The organism is Lysinibacillus sp. NPDC092081, from assembly GCF_044755845.1.
Classification (GTDB): domain Bacteria; phylum Bacillota; class Bacilli; order Bacillales_A; family Planococcaceae; genus Lysinibacillus.
Map to the genome: position 1 here is coordinate 469,489 of NZ_JBIVRU010000001.1, position 21,612 is coordinate 491,100.

Genomic DNA, 21,612 nt, shown 5'->3' on the forward strand with positions numbered 1-21,612 from the left:
TATTTTATTACGTAGGTGACGGGATGAATCAGGAGATTTTCGAAAAAAACTATACAATGTCATCGCTGCACAAAGCTATTAAAGTGTTAAAAGCTTTCTCAAAAGATGAACCCAGCCTTTCCCTAACTGAGTTAAGTAAAAAAACAGGGATAAGCATTTCCAGTTTACAACGCTTCGTTTCTACCTTTGTGTACGAAGGCTTTCTACACAAAGATGAACGTACTAAGCGCTATCAATTAGGTCATTCACTTCTGTATTTAGGGAATTTAGTAAAAGAAGAATCAAGTCTTATTATTGTCGCCGAACCTATTTTAAAAAAGTTAAACGAAAAAATCGGCGAAAGTGTTTCCATGAATATTATTGATGGATTGGAAAGACGATGTATTTTAAACTATGATTCAACATACCCGCTTTCAACGAAAATGTTTGTAGGTGACACCTCTCCCCTTTATGCAGGTGCATCATCTAAAATATTGCTCGCATTTATGCCAAATGTTGAAGAATATGTAGAGAATATAAGTCTTGAACGTATCACTGATAGGACGATACTTTCAAAAGAACAGTTGTTAAAGGAATTAAAGCATATCCGTTTACAACGGTTTGCGAAAAGTAATAGCGAACGTGTGCGTGGCGCATGCTCTGTATCTGCACCGATTTTAAATGCTTCTCAACAAATCATCGCTTCCGTAACGCTGGTCATACCAGAAGTACGCTACAGTGACTACGATGAAAATTTATTAATTGAAACTATTCAAAGCGTTGCATTAGAAATCGAAAGACAATTATATTGATTGAAACAATAAATAAACCCGAATAGGTTCACTTTTTTAGTGCCCTCTATTCGGGTTTAGTGCTTTAATTATTTGACTCATCAACAAAAGTTATGGATGACATTTGTTAAAACGTATGCCATTGATACAAGTTGATTGAAATGGAGACCGGGCGACTCTTTGGGGATTAGCAATAGAGGAACGAAGGCTACAACCATCACGTCCAGTGATAACGCCTTCGTGACCAACATCGTGTTGGCCCGAGACCCTACAGCGAAGCGAATTTTTTCTGTGCGAAAGCGTAGTGTTAACGTAGCTGCAGCAACTAAAGCGGCTCATCGTACGCTCCTAAGAAGCTCTGCTCTGCGCGAAAGCGAAGCGTCAGCGGCAAATGTTTTATCTGTGCGAAAGCGTAGCGGCAGCAACAAAGCGCTCGGTCGGAACGGAAATCAACCACACGTTATGGTGATGAGTTAATTATTTACCAATCTTAAGAAATCTTGCCAATGATTTAAGCGTGGCAGTTCAACATGCTTGTTATAGGATTGATTTTTTAAAATTACTTTTGTACTCACATCTTGCAGTGTTTCTAATACAGCTGGTTTATCATCTACATAAACATCTAAAGCTAGTTCTTTGATGATCGCCACTTTCTCTGTATCCTGCATTCCGCAGAAAAAGTGTCCTTCTGTGATTGGAAATCCTTGTGCTTTCATCCATTCACGTGTTTGCTCACAATATTGTTTAGGACGTGAAGTAATATAATAAATGTCATGTCCCTGTTGTGCCAAAGCTTGAAGCGTCTCTAGCGCTCCCTCAAAAGAAGGACAATCCGTAAAATAAATTTCTTCTAATGAACTATTCCACATCGCCGCTCCTTCAGCATCTGTTAAACCAAAAGGTTCGTGAATTTCAACTCTTTGCAAAGCTTGAAATGCTTCTAGAGCAACATTTTTACTAAGTTTTTTATTATAGAGCGCAAAGGCGTGTGCTCGTAAATCTATCAGTGTGTCATCTATATCAAAGCCAAATTTCATGTTGTGTTTCTTCCCTTCAAGAAGCCCTGTTGATGAAGTTAGCTGCAAATGTTTGCTCTTTTTCAATTTGAGTCGCTAATACTTCTTCAATGGCTTGCTCGCGCATTTGTTGAAAATCGTGTACGTTAAAATGAGCAAGCGTTTCTTTATTTAATAGTGACGCAAGACAATCTGCATCCTTTAGTGCACTATTGAGCCCAAATGCTCCAGTTGGTGTCATCGTGTGAACAGCATCCCCTAATAACGCAAGCCCCTTTGTCCCCCAGCAATCACAATGACTACTGAATACATCAAGCAAGACAAAATCTTGCCAAGATCTGATATGTTCGTTTACAGTATCAGATAGTTCCGGGAATTGTTCTAAAAGCTGTTGGATAAATGGTGTAAATGCTTTTTTTCTGAGCTGAGGAAAACTTCCTTGATCAATATTCCAGCCGATTTGAATGAACCCACCTACCTGTGTAAATAAGGATAGCTGTTTATCACCTATTAATGCCATTTTAATCGATGGCTCCCATCCTTGAGGGGCAGGAATTTTTGCCCACAATAAATCAAAGCCATGTTTATGCTTTTGAATCTCAATGTTCGCCTGCTTACGAATAGTAGAGTAACGACCGTCAGCTCCGATAATTAACTGACTACTAATTTCAATCGTTTCCCCATCTCTTGATGCAATGACACCCGTATATCTGCCCAAAGAATCAACTATGAGCTTTGTCACCTTCGTATTCAGGAAACAAGAAAAGTGCGGAAAATGCTTTGTTTCTTGTAAAATTCCCTTTAATAGATTTGCTTGCGGAACATGAATTCCTAAATGTCCTATAGCTCCATTAGGGAGAATAGTTTTTATTGCTCTACCGTCTGCGTAATATTCAAGCTTTCCCATACGTAATATACCGAGCTCTTCAACTGCTTCAAAAAGTTGATGACTTTTTAAAACAGCCTCACCCTCTTCATTTAAATGCTCACCGCGAAATGCCTGCCCAAGTGCTGCGTTTTGTTCCAGTAGTATCACGGAAAGACCTTTTTTCGCTAGTAAGTGCGAAAGAAGTGCTCCACCTGGACCAGCCCCTACAATACAAACATCTGCTTGATAATTCACTTTTCTTCACCTATCTTTGGATAAGCAATAATACGTAAATCTTGCCCAACCTGCTCAAACGAAGCAAATTCTACATCCCATGCTTCATCCATAGTAGATGGATTTTGACCAGCAAAAGGTGTTAATGATAAACGACCACCGAGAATCTTCGGCGCTATGTAAATCACATATTTGTTAATAGCACCGTGCTGTAAAAACGAAGAGTTGATCGTACTTCCACCCTCTACTAAAATATCCGTAATGCCATTTTGATATAGTTTTTCAAGCATATCATCTACAACAAGCCCCTGAGAATCATGTCGAACTGGCAGTACAGTCAAGCCTTTTTCCTCAAATGCTGTTATTTTTTCTTGACTGGCATTCTCACTACATACAATAATTGTTTTCGCTTCTTCTACATTCAAAACATTGGCATGAGCTGGTGTACGAAGTGAGCTATCCATAATAATGCGTACTGGATTTTTTCCGTAATCTTCTTTTAATCTTGTCGTTAAGGATGGATTGTCAGCTAACACAGTACCTACACCAACTAAAATCCCATCCACCTCATGACGAATACGGTGAACATCCTCACGGGCTGCTTCACCCGTTACCCACTTGGAATGTCCTGTATGGGCAGCTATTTTCCCATCTAAAGTCATCGCATATTTTGAAATAATAAATGGTCGTTTTGTAAGCATATTGTGAATAAAGCGTTCATTTAAACGGCGAGCTTGAGCTTCTAAAATCCCCACCTCTACCTCTATGCCTGCATCTCGTAACAGTTGAATACCACGTCCAGCTACAGCAGGATTTGGATCTTGCATAGCTACAACTACGCGACTAACTGCTGATTCTTTCACTAAATTCGCACAAGGAGGTGTTTTTCCATAATGTGAACATGGCTCAAGAGTTACATAAAGTGTCGCACCTTTAGCATGTTCTCCAGCCATACGGAATGCATGCACCTCTGCATGTGGTTCCCCTGCTTTTCTGTGTAAACCTGTTCCAACAATGACACCGTCTTTGACGATTACAGCCCCCACTAGTGGATTAGGATTCGTATTTCCTTTTGCACTAGCGGCTAAATCAAGTGCTAACTGCATATATTTTTCATCTATTGTCATCTTCGTTCCTCCACTCACTTCTCTTCGCGCAAATGTCCAGATTTCTCTACTTTCGTGTCTAAATAAAAACGATTTGTCTCCGTTAATCCTCCCCATAATGGGACATGTCCTTCTGCTGCTAAACCGTGTGCCTGTAATGCGGCAAGCTTCTTCGGATTATTAGTAATCAGTGTAACTGGTTTTGAACGAAGTGCAGCTAATACAGTAATGGCATCTTCATAAGAACGAGTATCGTCTGGGAAGCCAAGAGCATGGTTTGCTTCAACTGTATCTAACCCCTCTTCTTGTAATAAATAAGCAAGAGATTTCGAGAATAACCCGATGCCACGACCTTCATGATCTGCTAAATAGAAAATGGCACCACAGCCATGCTCTACAATCATTTTCATCGATTCATGTAATTGATAACCACAGTCACAGCGCTGGCTTCCAAAAATATCACCTGTATGACAAATGCTATGCATACGAATTAAAGCTTCCTCTGCATTTGCAAAATCCCCATAAACAAGCACTGATGACTGTTGTAAAAAAGCTAAGTTTGCAGATGCTAATCCATCAATAATTTCTTCTTTTGACGGATTGGAGCCTACTTTTAACCAGTTATACCATTGAAATGTCGCTGAAAATTCACCCTGTTTTACTGGTAATTTTACTGGACCAACTAGGCAAATACTTTCAGTTTCTGATTGCTTCACGATCGTCATTTTGTCTTTCACTATATCCAAAACTTTAGTAGTAATTGTCATATTTTCTCCAACCTTCTATTGTTAACAGCTAGCTAGACCTACTAACTGAGCACTTGTATTTTCACATCACTTACATAACGTAACTTAGTTTATAATAATAACTAAGACCTGTCAAACTATAGCTTCTACTCTATTTAAAAAATGAATTAGAAACAAAAACTGCTATATTACGTTTTTATCATATACTAATAGCTTATGGAGACGCTATTTTTTCTGTGCAGGCTAGTCTATAATAAGCTGAGGGAACTGTAATGACGAAAGGAAGTTTAGAATGCAATTAGAAAAAAATGTGCAGGTGAAACAGCCAAAATATCAACAAATCGCTGTCGATCTAGCCTCAAAAATCGTGGAAAGAAAATATCGAATTGGCGATAAAATTTACGCAAGATCATCTCTAGCTAGCCAATACAATGTCTCTTCGGAAACTGCAAGAAGAGCGATTGCTGTTTTGCAAGACTTGGAAATTGTGGAGGCCACTAAAGGTAGTGGGGTTATTATCATCTCATATGAAAAGGCTGCACATTTTGTCCGCCAATTCCATGATGTTCAATCAGTACATGAACTACAACATGAGCTTATGTCTAGCATTCAGAAGCAGCAACAAGAATTAATAAATCTACAGGAAAAGACCAAACAACTTATTAGTCGAACTGAACATTTCAGATCTGTCAATCCGTTTATTCCTTATCAACTAGAGATGACAGCTGAAAGCCCTTGTATCCACCAAACAGTACAGGAATTGAATTTTTGGCAAAATACATCTAGCACGATTGTCGGAATTCGTCGTAAAAATGAATTATTACTATCTCCTGGTCCATATGTGTCCTTAGAAGAAGGAGATATCATTTACTTTGTCGGGAATGATGCAAGTTTCGCTCGAGTTCAGAGCTTTTTATATCCAAATTAAAATCCGCTTAAGCGCTGATATAACAGCGTTTAAGCGGATTTTTTCTTATTTGTCGATTTGACAGAAGTAACAACTCTTTGTTAGGGTTAAGTTGTTACTTGTTCATATTTGGGTATCGTTATCCTCAAATAGTATTCATCTTCATTCAGTGAGTGTCCAAACACCTACTGAAATAGAGGAACTCAGCCTAAAATCGCCACGTCCAGTGGTAATTTTTCTGTGCGTAATTGAAGCAATACCCATTACGCCAAGGCGAAATTGATCTACGAAAGGAGTAGTTCTATTGGAAAAAATAAAAGTGGAACATGTTTCTAAAGTTTTCGGGAAACATATTCCCCAAGCATTAGAACTCGTCAAGCAACAAAAAAGCAAGACTGATATCTTAAAAGAAACAGGTGCAACAGTTGGTGTATACGATGCAAGTTTTACCGTAAATGAAGGAGAAATCTTCGTTATTATGGGATTATCAGGAAGTGGAAAGTCGACACTTATCCGACTTTTAAACCGTCTCATTGAACCTACAAGTGGAAATATTTACATCGATGGTGAAAATATTTCCAGAATGGGCAAAGAAAGTTTACGTAATGTAAGAAGAAACAAAATGAGTATGGTCTTTCAAAACTTCGGTTTATTCCCCCATCGTACACTTCTTCAAAATACTGAATATGGCCTTGAAATCAGGGGCATCACAAAGGAAGAACGACAAGTAAAAGCAGAGCAAGCTCTCGAAAATGCAGGCTTACTTGCTTATAAGGACCAATATCCGAGTCAATTGTCAGGTGGTATGCAACAGCGTGTTGGATTAGCACGGGCACTTGCAAATGACCCTGAAATATTACTAATGGATGAGGCTTTTTCTGCACTTGATCCATTAATTCGTAAAGAAATGCAAGATGAGTTACTCGATTTACAAAGCACATTGAAAAAAACAATTTTATTTATCACCCACGATTTGAATGAAGCATTACGTATTGGTGATCGTATCGCCATTATGAAAGATGGCTCAATCATTCAAATTGGTACTGGAGAAGAAATTTTAACAAATCCTGCAAATGATTATGTTAAAACCTTCGTAGAAGACGTCGATCGCTCTAGAGTATTAACTGCTGAAAATGCCATGGTTCGACCTGTATCTGTCAATGTAGATGTAGATGGACCGACAGTAGCACTTAAAAGAATGCGCGAAGAAACGGTTAGTTTACTAATGGCCGTTGATAAAAATCGACATTTAAAAGGTTATATTACTGCTGACGACGCACGGGCTGCTGCTAAAAGACAAGAACAAACGGTACATTCAATTGTTCAATCAGATATGTTAACCGTTCCACCAGATATGCTTTTACAAGATATATTAGGTATGATTCATAATTGTCCTACTCCTATTGCAGTTGTAAAAGATGAACGCTTACTTGGTGTTCTCATCCGGGGCGTTGTCATCGAAGCACTTTCAACTAGCGATGAGGGGGCAGCTGAACATGAATAAATTTTTAGACAATATCCCAGCTATACCACTGGGACCATGGGTAGAATCAGTTATGGACTGGTTGACGAGTAATTTTTCAGTGTTTTTTAACTTGATTCAAAAAAATGGAAAACTACTCATGAATCAGGTCACTGATTTATTAGTGAGCATTCCCCCGATTATTCTTATTTTACTTGTTGTTATTTTTGCCTTTTTCGTTACCGGCAAGAAATTCGGGCTCGCAACGTTTTCATTAATTGGTTTGTTATTTATCTATAATCAAGGCTTATGGACACATCTTATGGAAACAACTACGCTCGTGCTCTTTTCAAGTATCATCTCAATCATTTTAGGTATTCCTCTTGGCATTCTAATGTCCAAGTCAACTGTAGCAGAAAATGTGATTAAGCCGATACTCGATTTCATGCAAACGATGCCTGGCTTCGTGTACTTGATTCCTGCCGTTGCCTTCTTCGGTATCGGGATAGTACCTGGCGTATTTGCATCCGTTATTTTTGCCTTACCACCAACTGTACGTATGACGAACCTAGGAATTCGCCAAGTACCAAAAGAATTAGTAGAAGCTGCGGATTCATATGGTAGTACTTCAAATCAAAAACTCTTTAAAGTAGAAATCCCACTTGCGAAATCAACTATAATGGCGGGGATTAACCAGACTGTTATGCTATCACTATCAATGGTTGTAACTGCCTCAATGATTGGTGCGCCTGGTCTAGGACGCGAAGTATTAACTGCACTACAACGTACACAGGTTGGAAATGGCTTTGTTGCAGGTTTAGGTCTAGTAATTTTCGCCATTGTAATAGACCGCTTAACGCAAAGTTTTAATAAGAAGAAAACTGTTTAGAAAAAGAGGCAATTTATTAATTTAGTTCTTCACTTACACTGCTGAGATTTACATTTTGTAGTTTGATATAAAACTATTAATATTTGAAAGGAAGATTCAATGAAACTGAAAACATTAACTAAATTAGGAATGGCTTTAGGGCTTGGCTTTTTGCTAGCCGCATGTAATGGTGATGATTCAAGTAAGAGTAGTGGTAACTCAAAGGACGTCAATCTAGCCTACGTTGAATGGGATACAGAAATTGCTTCAACTAATGTAGTTGGTCAGGTGCTAGAGGATTTAGGCTACAATGTAACATTAACACCACTTGATAATGCAATTATGTGGGAGGCTGTTTCAAAAGGTGAAGCAGATGGTATGGTCGCTGCATGGTTACCAAATACGCATGCCCCACAGTACGAAAAATATAAGAACGATCTTGATGGCCTAGGTGAAAACCTTGCTGGTGCCAAAATAGGTCTAGTAGTACCAAGCTATATGGATGTTAATTCGATTGAGGATTTAAAAAAGCAAGCAGATCGTACAATTACGGGTATTGAGCCTGGTGCTGGGATTACAGCTGCTACTGAAAAAGCTTTAGATGAATATGATAATTTAGCAGATTGGAATTTATTAACTTCTTCATCTGGTGCTATGACAACTTCTCTTGCTAAAGCAATTAAAAATAAGGAAAACATTGTCGTGACAGGCTGGTCTCCTCATTGGATGTTCGCTAAATATGATCTTAAATACTTAGAAGATCCAAAAGGCGTTTATGGTGGCGAAGAAACGATTAACACATTCGCTCGTAAAGGTTTAAAAGAAGATCAACCAGATGTCTATTCTGTACTAGATAACTTCCACTGGACATCAGAAGATTTAGAGAGCGTTATGCTAGAAATTATGGATGGCAAAGACCCAAAACAAGCTGCTAAAGATTGGGTAGAAGCGAATGCAGACAAAGTTGCTGAATGGACGAAGGATGTAAAAAAATAATTTTTTAAAAATTGACGGACAACTGACGAGTGGTTGTCTGTCTTTTTTTAAAGGCTTTTTACAATATTTTTAAGCAAAAATTCTTTATCTATCGTTGCGTATGCTAACAAAAAGCCATCTAGCAACGATTAGACCGATGCCAGATGACTATATAAACTATTAGCTAAGATAACAATTTCAAAAATATCGCTGCCCCTAAAACAAGAACAATGCAAACAAGACGTCTCCAATCCTTAGATTCATTGAAAAACAACATACCGAGCAAAGCGCCACCTGCCGCTCCAATTCCTGTCCAAATTGCATAGGCTGTACCCATTGGTAATGTTTCCATGGCATATGCAAGGCCAGCAAAGCTCAAGGTAAATGCGAAAATCAATAACACTAAATTTTTAATACTTTTAGCATCATTATATTTACTAATCATATAAACACCCATCATCTCACATAGCCCCGCAACTACTAATGCAACCCATGCCATTATTCATTCACCTCTTTCTCTTTAGGCTCCCCTGTGACAAGCTTTAAACCGACAACCCCTGCAAGTAAAACGACGATACATAAAATTTTGGCTAATTTCCATGGCTCTCCAAATAGTAAGCTATCAGCACATACAGTACCCGCTGTCCCCAAGCCTACGAATACTGCATAAACAGTGCCAACTGGTAAGCTTTCTCCAGCCTTAATTAGTAAATAAAAGCTAACAAAAATTGCAACCGTGGTACCAACCCATTCGAGTGCATTCCCTGCATGCTTTAAGCCAATAACCCAGCCGACTTCAAAAAAAGCAGCAATTATGACACTTAACCATTGTTTGTTCATTGCGAATTCCTCCATTTTATTGTTAGACACGGATGAATGACTATTATTGAGTGGTTCTCGTTGAGCAAAGTGAGTGATTCCCTGGCGACCTAAGCAGTTCAGTGACCTTCTCGATCACTTCTTCAACTTACCCAAGCAGTTCGGTGACCTAAACCCTGAATGGAGCTTTTTTTTTACCTTACTTCCCACAGTAGCCAAATAAAAAAAGCCTTAGGAACACTGCTGTAAGCAGTATCTCCCAGGCTTTTATCCTTCCGTGTCACAAAATCAATTTGTGGTTTTCTCTCGGACCAGACTAGCATTGCTACGGAACCCTAGAAAACTATCATATTTGATTGTGCTACTAGTATAGCAAACTATTCAGTCATTTTCTACTCGTACATAACCAACTTTTTCAACTAGTGCTTGCCCCTCATCTGATACAATCCAGTCGATTAACTTCTTTACATTAGGATTATCTGTTCCTGCTGTAACAGCATAAAATTCAGATACGAGTGGGTATGTACCATTACAAATATTTTCCTTTGTGGGCGCAATCCCATCAATGGACAATAATTTAATTTCTTTGTTATTCACCATTTCTGTTGAGTAAAATCTAAACGTGTAGCCAATGGCATTTTTATAATTACGATATTGTGATACCTCATGAATAATACCCCCCATACCTGTTGCAACATTTTCAGCAGGTGCTTCCATGATTGGTGTATCTCCCATCATTCTTTCAAGTGCTGTTTGGCTTCCGCTATCTGCTGGGCGTTGAAAGGCACAAATCGCAGCATTTTCACCACCGACTTCATACCAATTCGTAATTTTTCCAGCGTATATTTGTTTAAACTGCTCCAGTGATAAATTTTCTACGCTGTTCTTATGATTGACGAAAAAGACAAATGCCTCTCGTCCAATAGGGGTCATGTCAAATGTAAGACCTTCCATCTCAGCTTGCCGCTTCTGTGATTCTGATGGCGCTGCTACAAAAATCAGGTCAACATCTCCTGAAATCAAATTTTGATAAGCTTCGGGTGTACGACTCACCATCACTCTACTTTTATCATATGGATAATAACCCTTTGGATATGTCGCTTCTACAAAGGCTGCATACAGTGGATACATCGCCGTCGCCCCATCTAAGCGTGGTAGTGACTCAACTAATTGCAACGAAGCCTTTGTATCTGACTTTACTACTTTATTTTGCTCTGTAAATGGTTGATAGACTGACACATCAATTTCTGCATCAACAGTTGGAATACTCATTTTGTAGTAATGTTGAATAGGCGCAATCGAGGCAATCAAAAATTAAACAAACAAATAGGACAAATAAACATATCGGAACGGTTAAGAGTAGTCCTCTAAAATGTAGCCCACCACTAATAATTACAGACAGCGCAACTACTCCTGTGAAAAATAATAATCCTATTAGTATAAAAAGAGACTGTAGCACTTTCATAATCATCAGCTCTACCTCCAAAAGTGTGATTTTATACCAACCATTTTAATAATAGGTTATTTCCGAAAGATAACACAACTGTATATTCTGAAAATTATGTTAAAATAAAACGTAGTATTGTAAGGAGGTATTACATATGGCAATTGAAAAAGTGCGTAAACATTTAGCGCAATGGAATGTGGAACACAGAATACAGGAGCTAAACGAAAGCTCAGCGACCGTTGAACTAGCGGCACAGGCACTCGGGTGTGAGCCTGAACGCATTGCGAAATCCTTATCGTTTCTCGTGAACGATGGAGCGATATTAATCGTTGCTGCAGGCGATGCCAAAGTCGACAATGCAAAATATAAAGCTGTCTTTGGTACAAAGGCAAAAATGCTGGGAAAAGATGAAGTGCTTGAAAAAATTGGACACGAGGTAGGTGGTGTTTGTCCTTTTGGCGTGAATGAGGGCGTTGCTATTTATTTGGATGAATCTCTTAAACGCTTCGCAACAGTATTCCCTGCATGTGGTAGCAGCAACTCTGCCATTGAGCTTACTATTTCTGAATTAGAAAGCTATACTTCATATCAAGAATGGATTGACGTCTGTAAAGGCTGGAACGAGTAACAAGGCACAAAAAACGGCGAAACTTTATAAAAAGTCTCGCCGTTTTTTATTTAGGTTTCTTCCCTATATCCAACGGCTAACCAGTGAGAATCCCATTCTGTTATTTGATTGCCTACTCTACAAGATAAGCCACACGGACGATTATCTGCGATAAATGAGCCGATTAACCATTTCTTTGTTTGCAATCCATCTTTTAGCTTTATTGTTATAGAGGGCATTTCCACATACTGCTGATAAATAAACAAATTATCATCATAATGGGTATACGCAGAGGCATTTGTTTTCGTTCCATCCCCTGCATAAATTTCTACAGTATTCCCTTCCCGCGAATAGACAGGTTTCTTTACAAACGGTAAGTTTTCTTGAACAAATGGCTCTGCCGAAAGAACGTTGGCAACATATATTTTTGAATAGCCGCTCGTTCTTCTGCATTAAAAAGAAGAGGATCATCTTTTCGCTCTCAAATCAGCCATAATAATTTTCGATTGTAAGGTTATGGGTACGGCGAAATTCTTTTATTATAAATGATGATTTGTCAAATTAAGTGCAACACTTGCTCATTAAAAGCCTCGTTTGCAGTTTTCCAACCAAGACATTTTCTTGGTCGGTTGTTGATATAGTTTAATGATTCTGTTAGTTCTTCCGGTGATACTTCTTCGAAATTTGTTTGCTTAGGGAAGAATTCGTGAAGTAATTTCCGTTTTCGTTACTTCCGCGTTGCCAAGAAGAATATGCGCCCGCAAAATAAACATCAATTTTCAAGTCTTTTTCTAACACTTTATATCAGCTAAATTCTTTACCTCTGTCTGTTGTGGCTGTTTTTATAGTGCCTTTTGGTAATTTAGTATAAAGAAGACGTACTGCTCTTTCCATTGATTGAGCTGAGCGATCTGGTATCAATAAGCCAACATACCTCCGTGTCATTCGCTCAATAAATGTTGCTACACAACCTTTCAAAGCCCGGATAACTTTACTATTCGTAAAATTTTCCGGGCTTCTTGTTATTTAGTGAGGTTTTGTCCCAACACCTTCTTACATAACTTCTAATTTACTTATGTGCGATTTTCTATTACGCTCAACGATTTTTTGAGTGACTAATGTAAAGATAAATATTAAACCTACAGTTGTTGCCATCATTCCTGCAATAGACGTATCCCAAAGCTTAGCTAAATAGTATCCTATTATGGATGCTGAAGCACCAAAGAACATACTATAAATAAACATTTGCTTAATCGTTTTGCTAATTAAATAGGAAGTTGCTGCTGGTCCAATCAACATCGCTACAACTAAAATGGCACCTACACTATCAAATGCAGCAACTGTGGTAAAAGAAATAGAGGTCATAAATCCATAATGAAGGAACATAACTGGAATACCAATAGAGGCAGCATAAATTGGATCAAATGTTGCTAACTTCATTTCTTTAAAGAATAAAAGAAGAAAACCTATATTAATCATTAACACGAATAGTAGCATCCAGACAGCCTTTGGCATTGTAATCGACAGCAATGTCCATTTATCCCAAGGTACAAATGCAATTTCACCCATCAATACATGTTCAACATCTAAATGAATATTGCCAGCAAATAATGTAATCAGTAAAACACCTGCAGCAAACAAAGAAGTGAAGACTACCCCAATTGCGGCATCCTCTTGAATGCCAGATGAATGTAGCAATTGTACAAGGTAGGCTGTCAGTATGCCCGCAATCGCCGCACCAATAAGCATCCAAAAACCATTTAATGTTTGGGTAATAATATAAGCCATGACGATGCCAAACAATACTGTATGACTAATCGCATCTGCTATCATCGACATTTTTCGTAAAATTAGAAAGACACCTGCAATCCCGCATGTAATGCCGACTAATATGCCGGTAAAAACAACCCAAAATTCAATCAACCTAACTCACCTTGCTTTCGAAACTGCATTTTCCTACGAAATTTATTAAATTGCCCAGCTGGACTAATGAAATAGGAAATAAAAAAAATGGCAGCTGCTACTAATACAATAATAGGACCTGTCGATAATCCTGTTCGTATTGAGCTAATAAAGGTTCCAGTAATACCTGACACTCCACCAATTGCTGCACTAAGTACAAGCATTGAGCTCAGCTTTCTTGTCCATAATTTAGCACTAGCGGCTGGAATGATTAATAATGCCGACATTAAAATTACACCCACTGCCTGTATGCCTGTGACGATAGTCATGACAATTAAAACAGTTAGGGTAGCTTTTAAAGCTTCAATCGGTAAGCCAATTCCCTTGGCATACACAGGGTCAAAGATAAGGAGCTTCCATTCTTTATAAAGAAACAGACTGACCACAATAATTATGGTTGCACTTAAAAGCAACCACATTAAATCAGCTTTTGTCATCGTCGCTGCTTTCCCAAAAATAAAATTATTTAGACCACTTTGATTGCCTAATGGACTACGATTGACAACTGTTAAAAATACAACGCCAATCCCAAAAAATACAGTTAAAACCAACCCAATCGCTGCATCTGCCTTTATCTTCGAAAAAGAAACAATCCATTGTATACAATACACAGACAAAGCAGATGTGATGCCAGCTCCAAGCATTAATATAGGTAATTCTTTTTGCCCTGTTAATAGAAAGGCAAGTGCAATTCCTGGCAGTGTAGCATGTGCCGCCGCATCGCCTACCAAACTTTGTTTTTGTAGGAAGGAGAAGGTCCCAGTTATACCTGCAGCTATTCCAAGTAACATCGTACCGACTAGTACCCACAGTAAGTTCCCACTTAACATATTCTCCCCCCTTATACATTTTGCAGCATGAATAGTTTACCACCATATGTTTTTTGTAATTGCTCCGGTGTAAAAACATCTTCTGTTGCTCCTGATGCTAAAATTGTTTTATTTAAAAGAATTGTATAATCAAAGTATTCTTTTACTGTTTGTAAATCATGATGTACGACAAAAATACTTTTGCCTTGAGCTTTTAAATCTTTTAAAATATCGATTATCGTTTTTTCTGTAGCAGCATCTACCCCTGCAAATGGTTCATCTAAGAAATAAATATCTGCATTTTGGGCTAGCGCTCTTGCTAAGAACACCCGTTGCTGTTGTCCGCCAGAAAGTTGACCGATAGAACGGTCAGCGAAATCTTGCATGCCTACACTAGCAAGAGCCTGTTGTGCTAAAGTTTTATCCTTCTTAGTTGGTCTTTTAAATAATCCAGTATGTCCGTAACGTCCCATTAGTACAATATCAAGAGCATTAGTTGGAAAATCCCAATCTACAGCATTGCGCTGAGGAACATACCCAACTACTAAGCTTTTTGGTTCAAAAATTTTCCCAAGAATTTCAACTCTTCCTACCTTATTCGGTAGTTGATTTAAGATGGCCTTTAAAAATGTAGATTTCCCCGCTCCATTTGGACCTATAATGGCTGAGAGATGTCCCGTAGGGACTGAAACACTGGCATTTTCTAATACTGTTTTCTTATCATATGCGACTGATAAATTTTCAACTGTTAATGCGTTCATATTTTTCACCTACTTCAATGAATCGACTATTGTATCGATGTTATGTTGATACATACCGATATATGTACCTTCTTTTGTTCCCTCAGCACCCATAGCATCCGAGAACAATTCGCCACCAATCACAATGTCATGACCTTTTTCTTTTGCACCTTCAATAACAGCTTTCATTGCTTTATCGGAGACACTTGATTCAATAAAAATTGCTTTAATTTTGTTTACCACTAAAAAGTTCACCATTTCTTGCACATCTTTCACACCATATTCTGAATCTGTACTTAGCCCCTGTAAGCCACGCACTTCAAATCCTTGACTTCTACCAAAATAATTAAACGCGTCATGGGCTGTTACTAATATACGCTGCTTTTCTGGGATTTCGTTTACTCGATCCTTTGCATATGTTTGTAATTCATCAAGCTTTTTCAAATAAGTTTCCTCATTTTTTTCAAAATCCTCTTTAAATTGCGGATATTCTTCCTGAAGTTGGTCTCCGATTGCCTGTACGACCCCTTTCCAAAGTTCAATATCAAACCAAATATGTGGATCATGTATCAAAGTTTCATCATCACTAACAAGTAGATCCTTCTTATTTAATTTTTCACCTACAGCGAGCACAGTTTTGTTTTTTGACATTTGCTCAAAAATATCAAGCATTTGCCCCTCTAAATGTAATCCGTTATAAAAAATAACTTCTGCTTTATCTAATTTTGACAAATCACTTTGTGTAGCTTTGTATAAATGGGGATCTACCCCTGGTCCCATCAAAGCTGTTACCTTTAAATGATCGCCGCTAATTTCTTTAATTGCATCTGCAATTTGACCAGTTGTTGCAACCACAACTCCTTTCTTCTCACCCTCTACTTCAGTAGAACAACCAAATAGCAATAGTGAAAATGATAAAACAAGTACTCCTAAAAAGCGTTTCATGAATTTCAATACCTCTTCTTTCTCTTTATATTTTAGGCATAATCCGTAGTTGATATGATCATTCTGATAACTAGACATCTTTTACGGGCAATATCGCGCTACTTCCTGTTATCACTTTTTTCAGAAGGTCAATTGTTTGCTATACCCCCCAAATCGAATGCTGTCAACATCTAGTTCATATCACCAGTAGCCTATTTTATCTGATTTTTTTACAAGCTGTCGCCCACTTATTCAGAAAACAATTATCATCATTCCCGCTTCGACAGACTTGAACGTTTTCCGCAAAATGTAAAAATCAGTGAAATATCTCACAAAAAAAAACGTCAGTTTCAAATTACCAGACTCTTTCATTCACACATTTTTATTTCCCTAACGATATTTTGTTTCCCTAAAGAAAAATATATGCCCAATACGAAAAAAAATCAACCCCTTTACAAAAATTTCCCGAAAGAAGTTTTTTTCTTCTGAAAATTTATACATATTTTACTTTTGCCTAGCACAAAAACGACGAGGGTGATATATAACTGCTCAAAACATTAAAAAACGCGAGAAATCAATTTTAGAAACATTGATTTTTCGCGCTTTACGAATGTGAAAATTTTTCATTTTGAAAACACTTAAGTTCCAGCCTCTTTTATATTTCTTTCATTATTGTGTAACACTTGAATTGAAATTATCTAAATATGGTAAAGTAACTATCAATCCTTATTCTAATCTATCGAATGTTTGGATAGGCTACACTAAATTGGACAGATAAAATAAGGGGTTGTAAACTTAGACTAATAAAAGGGAGCGTGCTGCTATGACACGTCAACGTCGAACTTTTACACCCGAATTTAAACTGCAATTAGTGAAACTTTATGAAAATGGTAAATCTCGTGCAGACATTACTAGAGAATATGATATTACACCTTCTGCGTTAGATCGTTGGATAAAAAATCATAAAGAAACAGGTTCTTTTGCCGCCAAAGATAATCGATCAGAAGAAGAAAATGAACTGGCTCGATTACGCAAGGAAAACCAACGATTAATGATGGAAAATGATATTTTAAAGCAGGCGGCGCTGATCATGGGACGAAAATAGATGTGATTCGAAATAATGCTCACAAATATTCGGTATCAGCAATGTGTGACGTCCTCGATATTCCCAAAAGTACGTATTACTATCATGCCGATTTGTGTAATAAACGTACGCTAAAAACTGAAGATAAAGAGATTTCCAAAGAGATTGCCCGTATTTTCAAAGAAAGCCGTAATAATTATGGTACGCGTAAAATCAAGAAAGAACTGAGTAAATTACCAGAGCCAAAACACGTATCACGTCGTCGAATTGGCCGTTTAATGAAAGATCTTGGACTCGTATCAAACTATACAGTAGCACAGTATAAGCCGCATAAATCAACATGTAATAAAGCGTCAGTTTGAGCAAGAAGAGCCATTGGCTGTCATCGTCAGCGATTTAACATACGTTCTTGTCGGAAAAAAGTGGCACTATGTATGCTTATTTGTCGACCTTTTTAATCGTGAGATTATTGGTCATAGTGCTGGCGCGAATAAAACTGCAGAACTTGTGTATCAAGCGATTGTGAACATACATGCCAATTTGAATGATGTCAAAATGTTTCATACTGACCGAGGAAAAGAGTTTGATAATAAACTAATTTCAGAGAGTCTTGAAACATTCGGTATCCAACGGTCACTAAGCATGAAAGGTTGCCCTTATGACAACGCTGTGGCTGAAGCGATGTTTAAGGTATTTAAAACAGAATTCGCTAACGGAGCTCATTTCTCTTCTCTTGAACAGCTCGCCCTTGAACTTGATGATTATGTTCATTGGTTCAATAACATTCGAATTCACGGAACACTAGGCTATTTAACACCAGTAGAATTCAAGCAACAGCCCTTATAATTTTTGTCCAGTTTAGTGTTGACATACCAAACATTCAAAGCCGATTGTAGAGAAGTTTCTAAAATGGGTAGACGAATCGCCTTTCTTCGGGAAAAATGCGCTCTCAAAAGCTGCAGAATACACATTAAATCGTGTACGCGGATTAAAGGCTTTTCTATTCGATGGTCGAATGGAAATCGATAATAATCCAGCTGAAAATGCGATACGTCCTAATGTGATTAGTCGTAAGAACTGGCTTTTCTCTGTTAGTGAAGCTGGTGCTAAAGCGAATGCCATCTGTTTAAGTTTGGCTGAAACAGCAAAAGCAAATGGTATCGACTTTTATCAATACCTAGTAACGTTAATAACAGAGTTGCCGAATTTACCGTTCCATCAGCAGCCAGAGATTTTAAACGATTACATGCCTAGGTCGAAAAATATCCAAGTGACATGTGCAAAATAGCCATTTATCTGAAATTTTTTTCAGATAAATGGCTATTCGTTGTGCGTACCGAAAAGGTTAGCTTTTTATATTTCGGGCTTACAGTATTTATTCTAGTGAATCTCCCTATTAAACTAACTACTTTAAAACTACTATGGAGTATCAAACTGTCCTGAATAATTTTGATTACTAATACTAGCTTTTTTGTCTGTTGCTCTATTAACGAAAACAAAAATAATTAATGCTACGATTACTAAAATGGCACTACCAATACCAACATACTTAATTGAACTAATACTAATTACTCCTCCACCTACTATTGCACCTAGACCTATCCCCATGTATAGAGCTGAAGCGCTAAAGGATAAAATCATTGAAGCTTGTGAAGGATTTAAAGAAATCAGGAATGAATTTAGGGCTGGATTCATTCCGAAACCAGGAATCCCCCATAATAAACTAACAAGTCCTACAAGAATTATTGATAATGTGGATGGAGTTAGTAACATTAACAATGAGAACACCGCTAATAAAATTGAAAATCCAAAAAGTGATAATTTAAGTGTTTTTGGAGCACCAATTCGATCAGTTAAGTATCCCCCGACCAAATTACCGAATAAAGCACCTATTCCTAATAAAAATAAGAAAATGCTTATATTTTCAACACTTGTAATTTCTGTAATTATTGGTGCTATATATGTGTAAGTCATGAAACCACCTGTTGTACTAATAATGCTAACGCTTAATGTTAGAATAATAATCTTATTGAAGCTTTTTAATCTTTCTTTAATGCTCAATGATACTTCCCGTTCTATTTTAGGTAAGAAAATCATAACTCCTATAACTGTTATTAAAGAAATTACTGCTACAAATACAAATGAATATCGCCAAGTCAAAGTATTTCCAATTGATGTACCAATGGGAGCCCCTAAAATTAATCCTACTGTTATCCCAGCAATAACAAATGACAAAGCTTTTCCTCTCATTGTGTCTGGAACTAAACTTGTAGATGCAGCCATAGCTAAAGGCGTAAACACTGCGGCTGCTAATGAAGCCAATATTCTTGTTATAAATAATAACTCTAAAGAAGTCACAACTGCAGAAAGACAATTTGCGATCGTAAATACAATCATCGATACGACCAATAAAGTTTTTACAGGTATATTTAAAGTTAGGGTTCCCAAAACAGGTGCACCGACTGCATACGCAATTGCAAATGCAGTGACCAATTGTCCGGCTGTTGCAATTGATACATTCATATCATTCGCAATACTTGGTAACAAACCTGCAATAACAAAATCATCTGTTCCTATAATAAAAGTTCCGAGTACTAATATAAGTAGACGATAGTTCAATTAATCCCTTCTTTCCTCTTTTTTCTTTTCTTCTCGCCAAAATTTAAGAAGTATCTCTAAATGCTGTTCAGTGTCCCTGAGATGTTGGATTTGTTCACGTACACTCTTTAACTTTTCTGAGTAAAGTTCGATGGCTGAATCTGTACATCCATTATTTTTGGTTGCTTGGAAATTGTTACAAGAAATAATGGGGTAAATTTCGTCAGTGTTTAACCCTAATTCTAAAAACAGCTGAACAGCTTGCACTTTCTCGATATCTGATTCTTTAAATTCACGATAACCGTTTTTTAATCTAGATGGACTAATTAGTCTCTTTTTTTCATAATATCGTAACGAACGTTCGCTCACCCCCGTTCTCTTTGAAAGCTCCCCTATCATCATTGTTATTCCTCCTTTTTTAGTGTTGTTACTGCAATAATAAAGTATTACACCATGTCAGGGTCAATGACTTTTATTTTTTTACAAGAAAAAATGAAGGAATACTTCCTTCACTTAGAATTATTAATAATATAGTCTAACCCGAAGTATTCCTTAAGAAGTCCATCTGAATTTTGAGTATTTAGTTTCTTTTGGTTATTGTGTTGATTCTTGATAATAGTCAATTCATCATTATAAAGACTTATGTTCCCTTGTGGTGTGTCAATTCTACAAATAGTATTCAAACTAAATGGATTAGGGCTAGTATTAAACCATTCCCAAGCCTCAAGAAATTCATCAAATTCCCTAGCAGTAGTATAAAATGAATATTGCCTTACCCAATCACTACCTACCTTTTTTTGTAACTCAAAATGTTCTTGTTCTGTACGATGAACTCTAAATGAACCGCTAATATCGTTCACTGGATTGCCATCTAAAGGAATCGGTGTTCGAAAGAAGTAAGCACCAAACCCTACATCTACTAAGTATTCTTTATCAAGTTTCACTAAGAGTATCATGTGATCGAAATAAGACCTTTTGACATAACCAGAAATTATTTTAACGTTGAAATTCAGGGAGCGTAACAAACAATAAAAGCTATAGTTAAGTTCTGTGCACATTCCCCCTAATTTACGCTTAATTAGATTTTGATGTATAGTCTCTTCATCTATTTTTTTCTTTTACCTTCATTAAATTCAATGTTTTCAAAGGGAATACTATATAGATGTTGCCTCTGAAGCAGACCTAACGTCTCTAACTTATCTTCTCGTAAACTATTTTTTGAAAACCCAATTCCACTAAGATATTCATCAATATAGTCATTCATATTCGTCACTCACCCACTCTCTTAAACTTTTACTTCAAATTTTACTCCTTCAAACCATCGATTAAGTTGTAATATACTATCTAAAGTTCTTATAATTCCTGTAATGCCTAGAGGGTGTGAATCAACTGTTTGATGCTGTTCAAGGTATGCATACACTGCTTTTGTGCTAATAAATTCTGAAATTGCTGAGTTGTTATTATTAACAACCTCTAAAACTGCGTTTCTAATAGCTGTTAAGTATTGAGGATCTTGTATAAAGGGATATGCACTTTTTTTTCTGTAAATTACATCGTGCGGAAGTAATCCCTCAAAAGCTAACCTCAATATACCCTTCTCCATACCCCCATAGTTTTTCATACTCCAAGGAATATTCCAGACATACTGCACCAAATCAGCATCACAAAAT

At 37.3% G+C, this 21,612-nt stretch carries 22 protein-coding genes, 3 pseudogenes and 1 riboswitch; of the genes and pseudogenes, 8 read left to right on the forward strand and 17 right to left on the reverse strand.

From position 1 onward, the window contains the following. Positions 1–23: 23 nt before the first annotated feature. Positions 24–791: an IclR family transcriptional regulator gene (locus ACIQLB_RS02435; protein ID WP_400720406.1), complete on the forward strand. Its 768-nt coding sequence runs from the start codon at positions 24–26 to the stop codon at positions 789–791. A gap of 452 nt (positions 792–1,243) precedes the next feature. Here ACIQLB_RS02435 and ACIQLB_RS02440 read toward each other — a convergent pair whose 3' ends face one another. Genes ACIQLB_RS02440 through ACIQLB_RS02455 form a run of 4 tightly spaced genes read right to left on the reverse strand, consistent with a single transcriptional unit; the run spans position 1,244 to position 4,761 of the window. Beyond that, on the reverse strand, positions 1,244–1,807 hold the full coding sequence (locus ACIQLB_RS02440; protein ID WP_400720409.1) for a 5' nucleotidase, NT5C type: 564 nt from the start codon (positions 1,805–1,807) through the stop codon (positions 1,244–1,246). Positions 1,808–1,823: 16 nt separating this feature from the next. Beyond that, a complete protein-coding gene (locus ACIQLB_RS02445) occupies positions 1,824–2,909 on the reverse strand; it encodes an FAD-dependent monooxygenase (protein WP_400720412.1) in 1,086 nt (361 codons plus the stop codon). Then, a complete protein-coding gene (gene ribD / locus ACIQLB_RS02450) occupies positions 2,906–4,015 on the reverse strand; it encodes a bifunctional diaminohydroxyphosphoribosylaminopyrimidine deaminase/5-amino-6-(5-phosphoribosylamino)uracil reductase RibD (protein WP_400720415.1) in 1,110 nt (369 codons plus the stop codon). Before ribD ends, ACIQLB_RS02445 begins: the two co-directional genes overlap by 4 nt. 14 nt (positions 4,016–4,029) lie before the next feature. Next, the gene (locus tag ACIQLB_RS02455; RefSeq protein WP_400720417.1) at positions 4,030–4,761 is read right to left on the reverse strand and encodes a GTP cyclohydrolase II; all 732 of its coding nucleotides are present in this window, start codon (positions 4,759–4,761) and stop codon (positions 4,030–4,032) included. A gap of 271 nt (positions 4,762–5,032) precedes the next feature. On the opposite strand from ACIQLB_RS02455, the gene ACIQLB_RS02460 reads away from it, so the two are divergent. From ACIQLB_RS02460 to ACIQLB_RS02475, 4 genes are all read left to right on the forward strand, one after another. Next, positions 5,033–5,668, forward strand: a complete 636-nt coding sequence (locus tag ACIQLB_RS02460; protein ID WP_400720420.1) for a GntR family transcriptional regulator — start codon at positions 5,033–5,035, stop codon at positions 5,666–5,668. 283 nt (positions 5,669–5,951) lie between these two features. Beyond that, entirely contained in the window at positions 5,952–7,151 is a 1,200-nt protein-coding gene (locus ACIQLB_RS02465; protein ID WP_400720423.1) for a quaternary amine ABC transporter ATP-binding protein, read from the forward strand. After that, positions 7,144–7,998 carry an ABC transporter permease gene (locus ACIQLB_RS02470; RefSeq protein WP_400720425.1) on the forward strand — a complete coding sequence of 285 codons (855 nt, stop codon included), beginning with the start codon at positions 7,144–7,146 and terminating at the stop codon, positions 7,996–7,998. Before ACIQLB_RS02465 ends, ACIQLB_RS02470 begins: the two co-directional genes overlap by 8 nt. A 99-nt stretch (positions 7,999–8,097) precedes the next feature. Further along, positions 8,098–8,973 (forward strand): glycine betaine ABC transporter substrate-binding protein, encoded by an 876-nt coding sequence (locus ACIQLB_RS02475; protein WP_400720428.1) that lies wholly within the window; start codon positions 8,098–8,100, stop codon positions 8,971–8,973. 163 nt (positions 8,974–9,136) lie between these two features. Here ACIQLB_RS02475 and ACIQLB_RS02480 read toward each other — a convergent pair whose 3' ends face one another. From ACIQLB_RS02480 to ACIQLB_RS02490, 3 genes are all read right to left on the reverse strand, one after another. After that, on the reverse strand, positions 9,137–9,451 hold the full coding sequence (locus ACIQLB_RS02480) for a DMT family transporter (RefSeq protein ID WP_400720431.1): 315 nt from the start codon (positions 9,449–9,451) through the stop codon (positions 9,137–9,139). Beyond that, the gene (locus ACIQLB_RS02485) at positions 9,451–9,792 is read right to left on the reverse strand and encodes a DMT family transporter (RefSeq protein ID WP_400720434.1); all 342 of its coding nucleotides are present in this window, start codon (positions 9,790–9,792) and stop codon (positions 9,451–9,453) included. The genes ACIQLB_RS02480 and ACIQLB_RS02485 overlap by 1 nt, the downstream gene beginning before the upstream one ends. A gap of 233 nt (positions 9,793–10,025) precedes the next feature. Then, positions 10,026–10,121, reverse strand: a riboswitch (guanidine-I (ykkC/yxkD leader). A 31-nt stretch (positions 10,122–10,152) separates the two neighbouring features. Continuing rightward, a complete protein-coding gene (locus tag ACIQLB_RS02490) occupies positions 10,153–11,043 on the reverse strand; it encodes a PstS family phosphate ABC transporter substrate-binding protein (RefSeq protein ID WP_400720437.1) in 891 nt (296 codons plus the stop codon). 329 nt (positions 11,044–11,372) lie between these two features. Between ACIQLB_RS02490 and ACIQLB_RS02495 the strand changes: the two genes are divergently transcribed. After that, entirely contained in the window at positions 11,373–11,846 is a 474-nt protein-coding gene (locus tag ACIQLB_RS02495) for a YbaK/EbsC family protein (RefSeq protein ID WP_400720440.1), read from the forward strand. Positions 11,847–11,896: 50 nt separating this feature from the next. On the opposite strand, the gene ACIQLB_RS02500 is transcribed toward ACIQLB_RS02495, so the two are convergent. The 6 genes and pseudogenes from ACIQLB_RS02500 to ACIQLB_RS02520 all read right to left on the reverse strand — a co-directional run bounded on the left by ACIQLB_RS02500 (position 11,897) and on the right by ACIQLB_RS02520 (position 16,281). Further along, the gene (locus ACIQLB_RS02500; RefSeq protein WP_400721663.1) at positions 11,897–12,250 is read right to left on the reverse strand and encodes a glutathionylspermidine synthase family protein; all 354 of its coding nucleotides are present in this window, start codon (positions 12,248–12,250) and stop codon (positions 11,897–11,899) included. 131 nt (positions 12,251–12,381) lie between these two features. Beyond that, positions 12,382–12,800: pseudogene (locus ACIQLB_RS24615) on the reverse strand (IS30 family transposase); the annotation flags it as partial. 78 nt (positions 12,801–12,878) lie between these two features. Then, on the reverse strand, positions 12,879–13,748 hold the full coding sequence (locus tag ACIQLB_RS02505) for a metal ABC transporter permease (RefSeq protein WP_400720443.1): 870 nt from the start codon (positions 13,746–13,748) through the stop codon (positions 12,879–12,881). After that, positions 13,745–14,617 (reverse strand): metal ABC transporter permease, encoded by an 873-nt coding sequence (locus tag ACIQLB_RS02510; RefSeq protein ID WP_400720446.1) that lies wholly within the window; start codon positions 14,615–14,617, stop codon positions 13,745–13,747. Before ACIQLB_RS02510 ends, ACIQLB_RS02505 begins: the two co-directional genes overlap by 4 nt. A gap of 11 nt (positions 14,618–14,628) precedes the next feature. Next, the gene (locus ACIQLB_RS02515; RefSeq protein WP_400720448.1) at positions 14,629–15,357 is read right to left on the reverse strand and encodes a metal ABC transporter ATP-binding protein; all 729 of its coding nucleotides are present in this window, start codon (positions 15,355–15,357) and stop codon (positions 14,629–14,631) included. A gap of 9 nt (positions 15,358–15,366) precedes the next feature. After that, entirely contained in the window at positions 15,367–16,281 is a 915-nt protein-coding gene (locus tag ACIQLB_RS02520) for a metal ABC transporter solute-binding protein, Zn/Mn family (RefSeq protein ID WP_400720450.1), read from the reverse strand. A gap of 802 nt (positions 16,282–17,083) precedes the next feature. Here ACIQLB_RS02520 and ACIQLB_RS02525 point away from each other — a divergent pair. After that, positions 17,084–18,190: pseudogene (locus tag ACIQLB_RS02525) on the forward strand (IS3 family transposase). A 28-nt stretch (positions 18,191–18,218) separates the two neighbouring features. Further along, a pseudogene (locus ACIQLB_RS24620) lies at positions 18,219–18,632 on the forward strand (IS66 family transposase); the annotation flags it as partial. Between the two features lie 131 nt (positions 18,633–18,763). On the opposite strand, the gene ACIQLB_RS02540 reads toward ACIQLB_RS24620, so the two are convergent. The 4 genes from ACIQLB_RS02540 to ACIQLB_RS02555 all read right to left on the reverse strand — a co-directional run bounded on the left by ACIQLB_RS02540 (position 18,764) and on the right by ACIQLB_RS02555 (position 21,593). Next, positions 18,764–19,963: an MFS transporter gene (locus ACIQLB_RS02540; protein ID WP_400720453.1), complete on the reverse strand. Its 1,200-nt coding sequence runs from the start codon at positions 19,961–19,963 to the stop codon at positions 18,764–18,766. Then, positions 19,964–20,344 carry a MerR family transcriptional regulator gene (locus ACIQLB_RS02545; RefSeq protein ID WP_400720456.1) on the reverse strand — a complete coding sequence of 127 codons (381 nt, stop codon included), beginning with the start codon at positions 20,342–20,344 and terminating at the stop codon, positions 19,964–19,966. It abuts the gene before it with no gap. Positions 20,345–20,451: 107 nt separating this feature from the next. Next, on the reverse strand, positions 20,452–21,051 hold the full coding sequence (locus ACIQLB_RS02550; RefSeq protein ID WP_400721669.1) for an arylamine N-acetyltransferase family protein: 600 nt from the start codon (positions 21,049–21,051) through the stop codon (positions 20,452–20,454). A gap of 176 nt (positions 21,052–21,227) precedes the next feature. Continuing rightward, the gene (locus tag ACIQLB_RS02555) at positions 21,228–21,593 is read right to left on the reverse strand and encodes an asparagine synthase-related protein (protein WP_483869697.1); all 366 of its coding nucleotides are present in this window, start codon (positions 21,591–21,593) and stop codon (positions 21,228–21,230) included. Positions 21,594–21,612: the final 19 nt, after the last annotated feature.

Coding starts and splice junctions, on each gene's coding strand:
- ACIQLB_RS02435 (WP_400720406.1), top strand. CDS start 24: ATGAATCAGGAGATTTTCGAAAAAAACTATACAATGTCATCGCTGCAC.
- ACIQLB_RS02440 (WP_400720409.1), bottom strand. CDS start 1,807: ATGAAATTTGGCTTTGATATAGATGACACACTGATAGATTTACGAGCA.
- ribD (WP_400720415.1), bottom strand. CDS start 4,015: ATGACAATAGATGAAAAATATATGCAGTTAGCACTTGATTTAGCCGCT.
- ACIQLB_RS02455 (WP_400720417.1), bottom strand. CDS start 4,761: ATGACAATTACTACTAAAGTTTTGGATATAGTGAAAGACAAAATGACG.
- ACIQLB_RS02460 (WP_400720420.1), top strand. CDS start 5,033: ATGCAATTAGAAAAAAATGTGCAGGTGAAACAGCCAAAATATCAACAA.
- ACIQLB_RS02470 (WP_400720425.1), top strand. CDS start 7,144: ATGAATAAATTTTTAGACAATATCCCAGCTATACCACTGGGACCATGG.
- ACIQLB_RS02475 (WP_400720428.1), top strand. CDS start 8,098: ATGAAACTGAAAACATTAACTAAATTAGGAATGGCTTTAGGGCTTGGC.
- ACIQLB_RS02480 (WP_400720431.1), bottom strand. CDS start 9,451: ATGGCATGGGTTGCATTAGTAGTTGCGGGGCTATGTGAGATGATGGGT.
- ACIQLB_RS02485 (WP_400720434.1), bottom strand. CDS start 9,792: ATGAACAAACAATGGTTAAGTGTCATAATTGCTGCTTTTTTTGAAGTC.
- ACIQLB_RS02490 (WP_400720437.1), bottom strand. CDS start 11,043: ATGAGTATTCCAACTGTTGATGCAGAAATTGATGTGTCAGTCTATCAA.
- ACIQLB_RS02495 (WP_400720440.1), top strand. CDS start 11,373: ATGGCAATTGAAAAAGTGCGTAAACATTTAGCGCAATGGAATGTGGAA.
- ACIQLB_RS02510 (WP_400720446.1), bottom strand. CDS start 14,617: ATGTTAAGTGGGAACTTACTGTGGGTACTAGTCGGTACGATGTTACTT.
- ACIQLB_RS02515 (WP_400720448.1), bottom strand. CDS start 15,357: ATGAACGCATTAACAGTTGAAAATTTATCAGTCGCATATGATAAGAAA.
- ACIQLB_RS02520 (WP_400720450.1), bottom strand. CDS start 16,281: ATGAAACGCTTTTTAGGAGTACTTGTTTTATCATTTTCACTATTGCTA.
- ACIQLB_RS02545 (WP_400720456.1), bottom strand. CDS start 20,344: ATGATGATAGGGGAGCTTTCAAAGAGAACGGGGGTGAGCGAACGTTCG.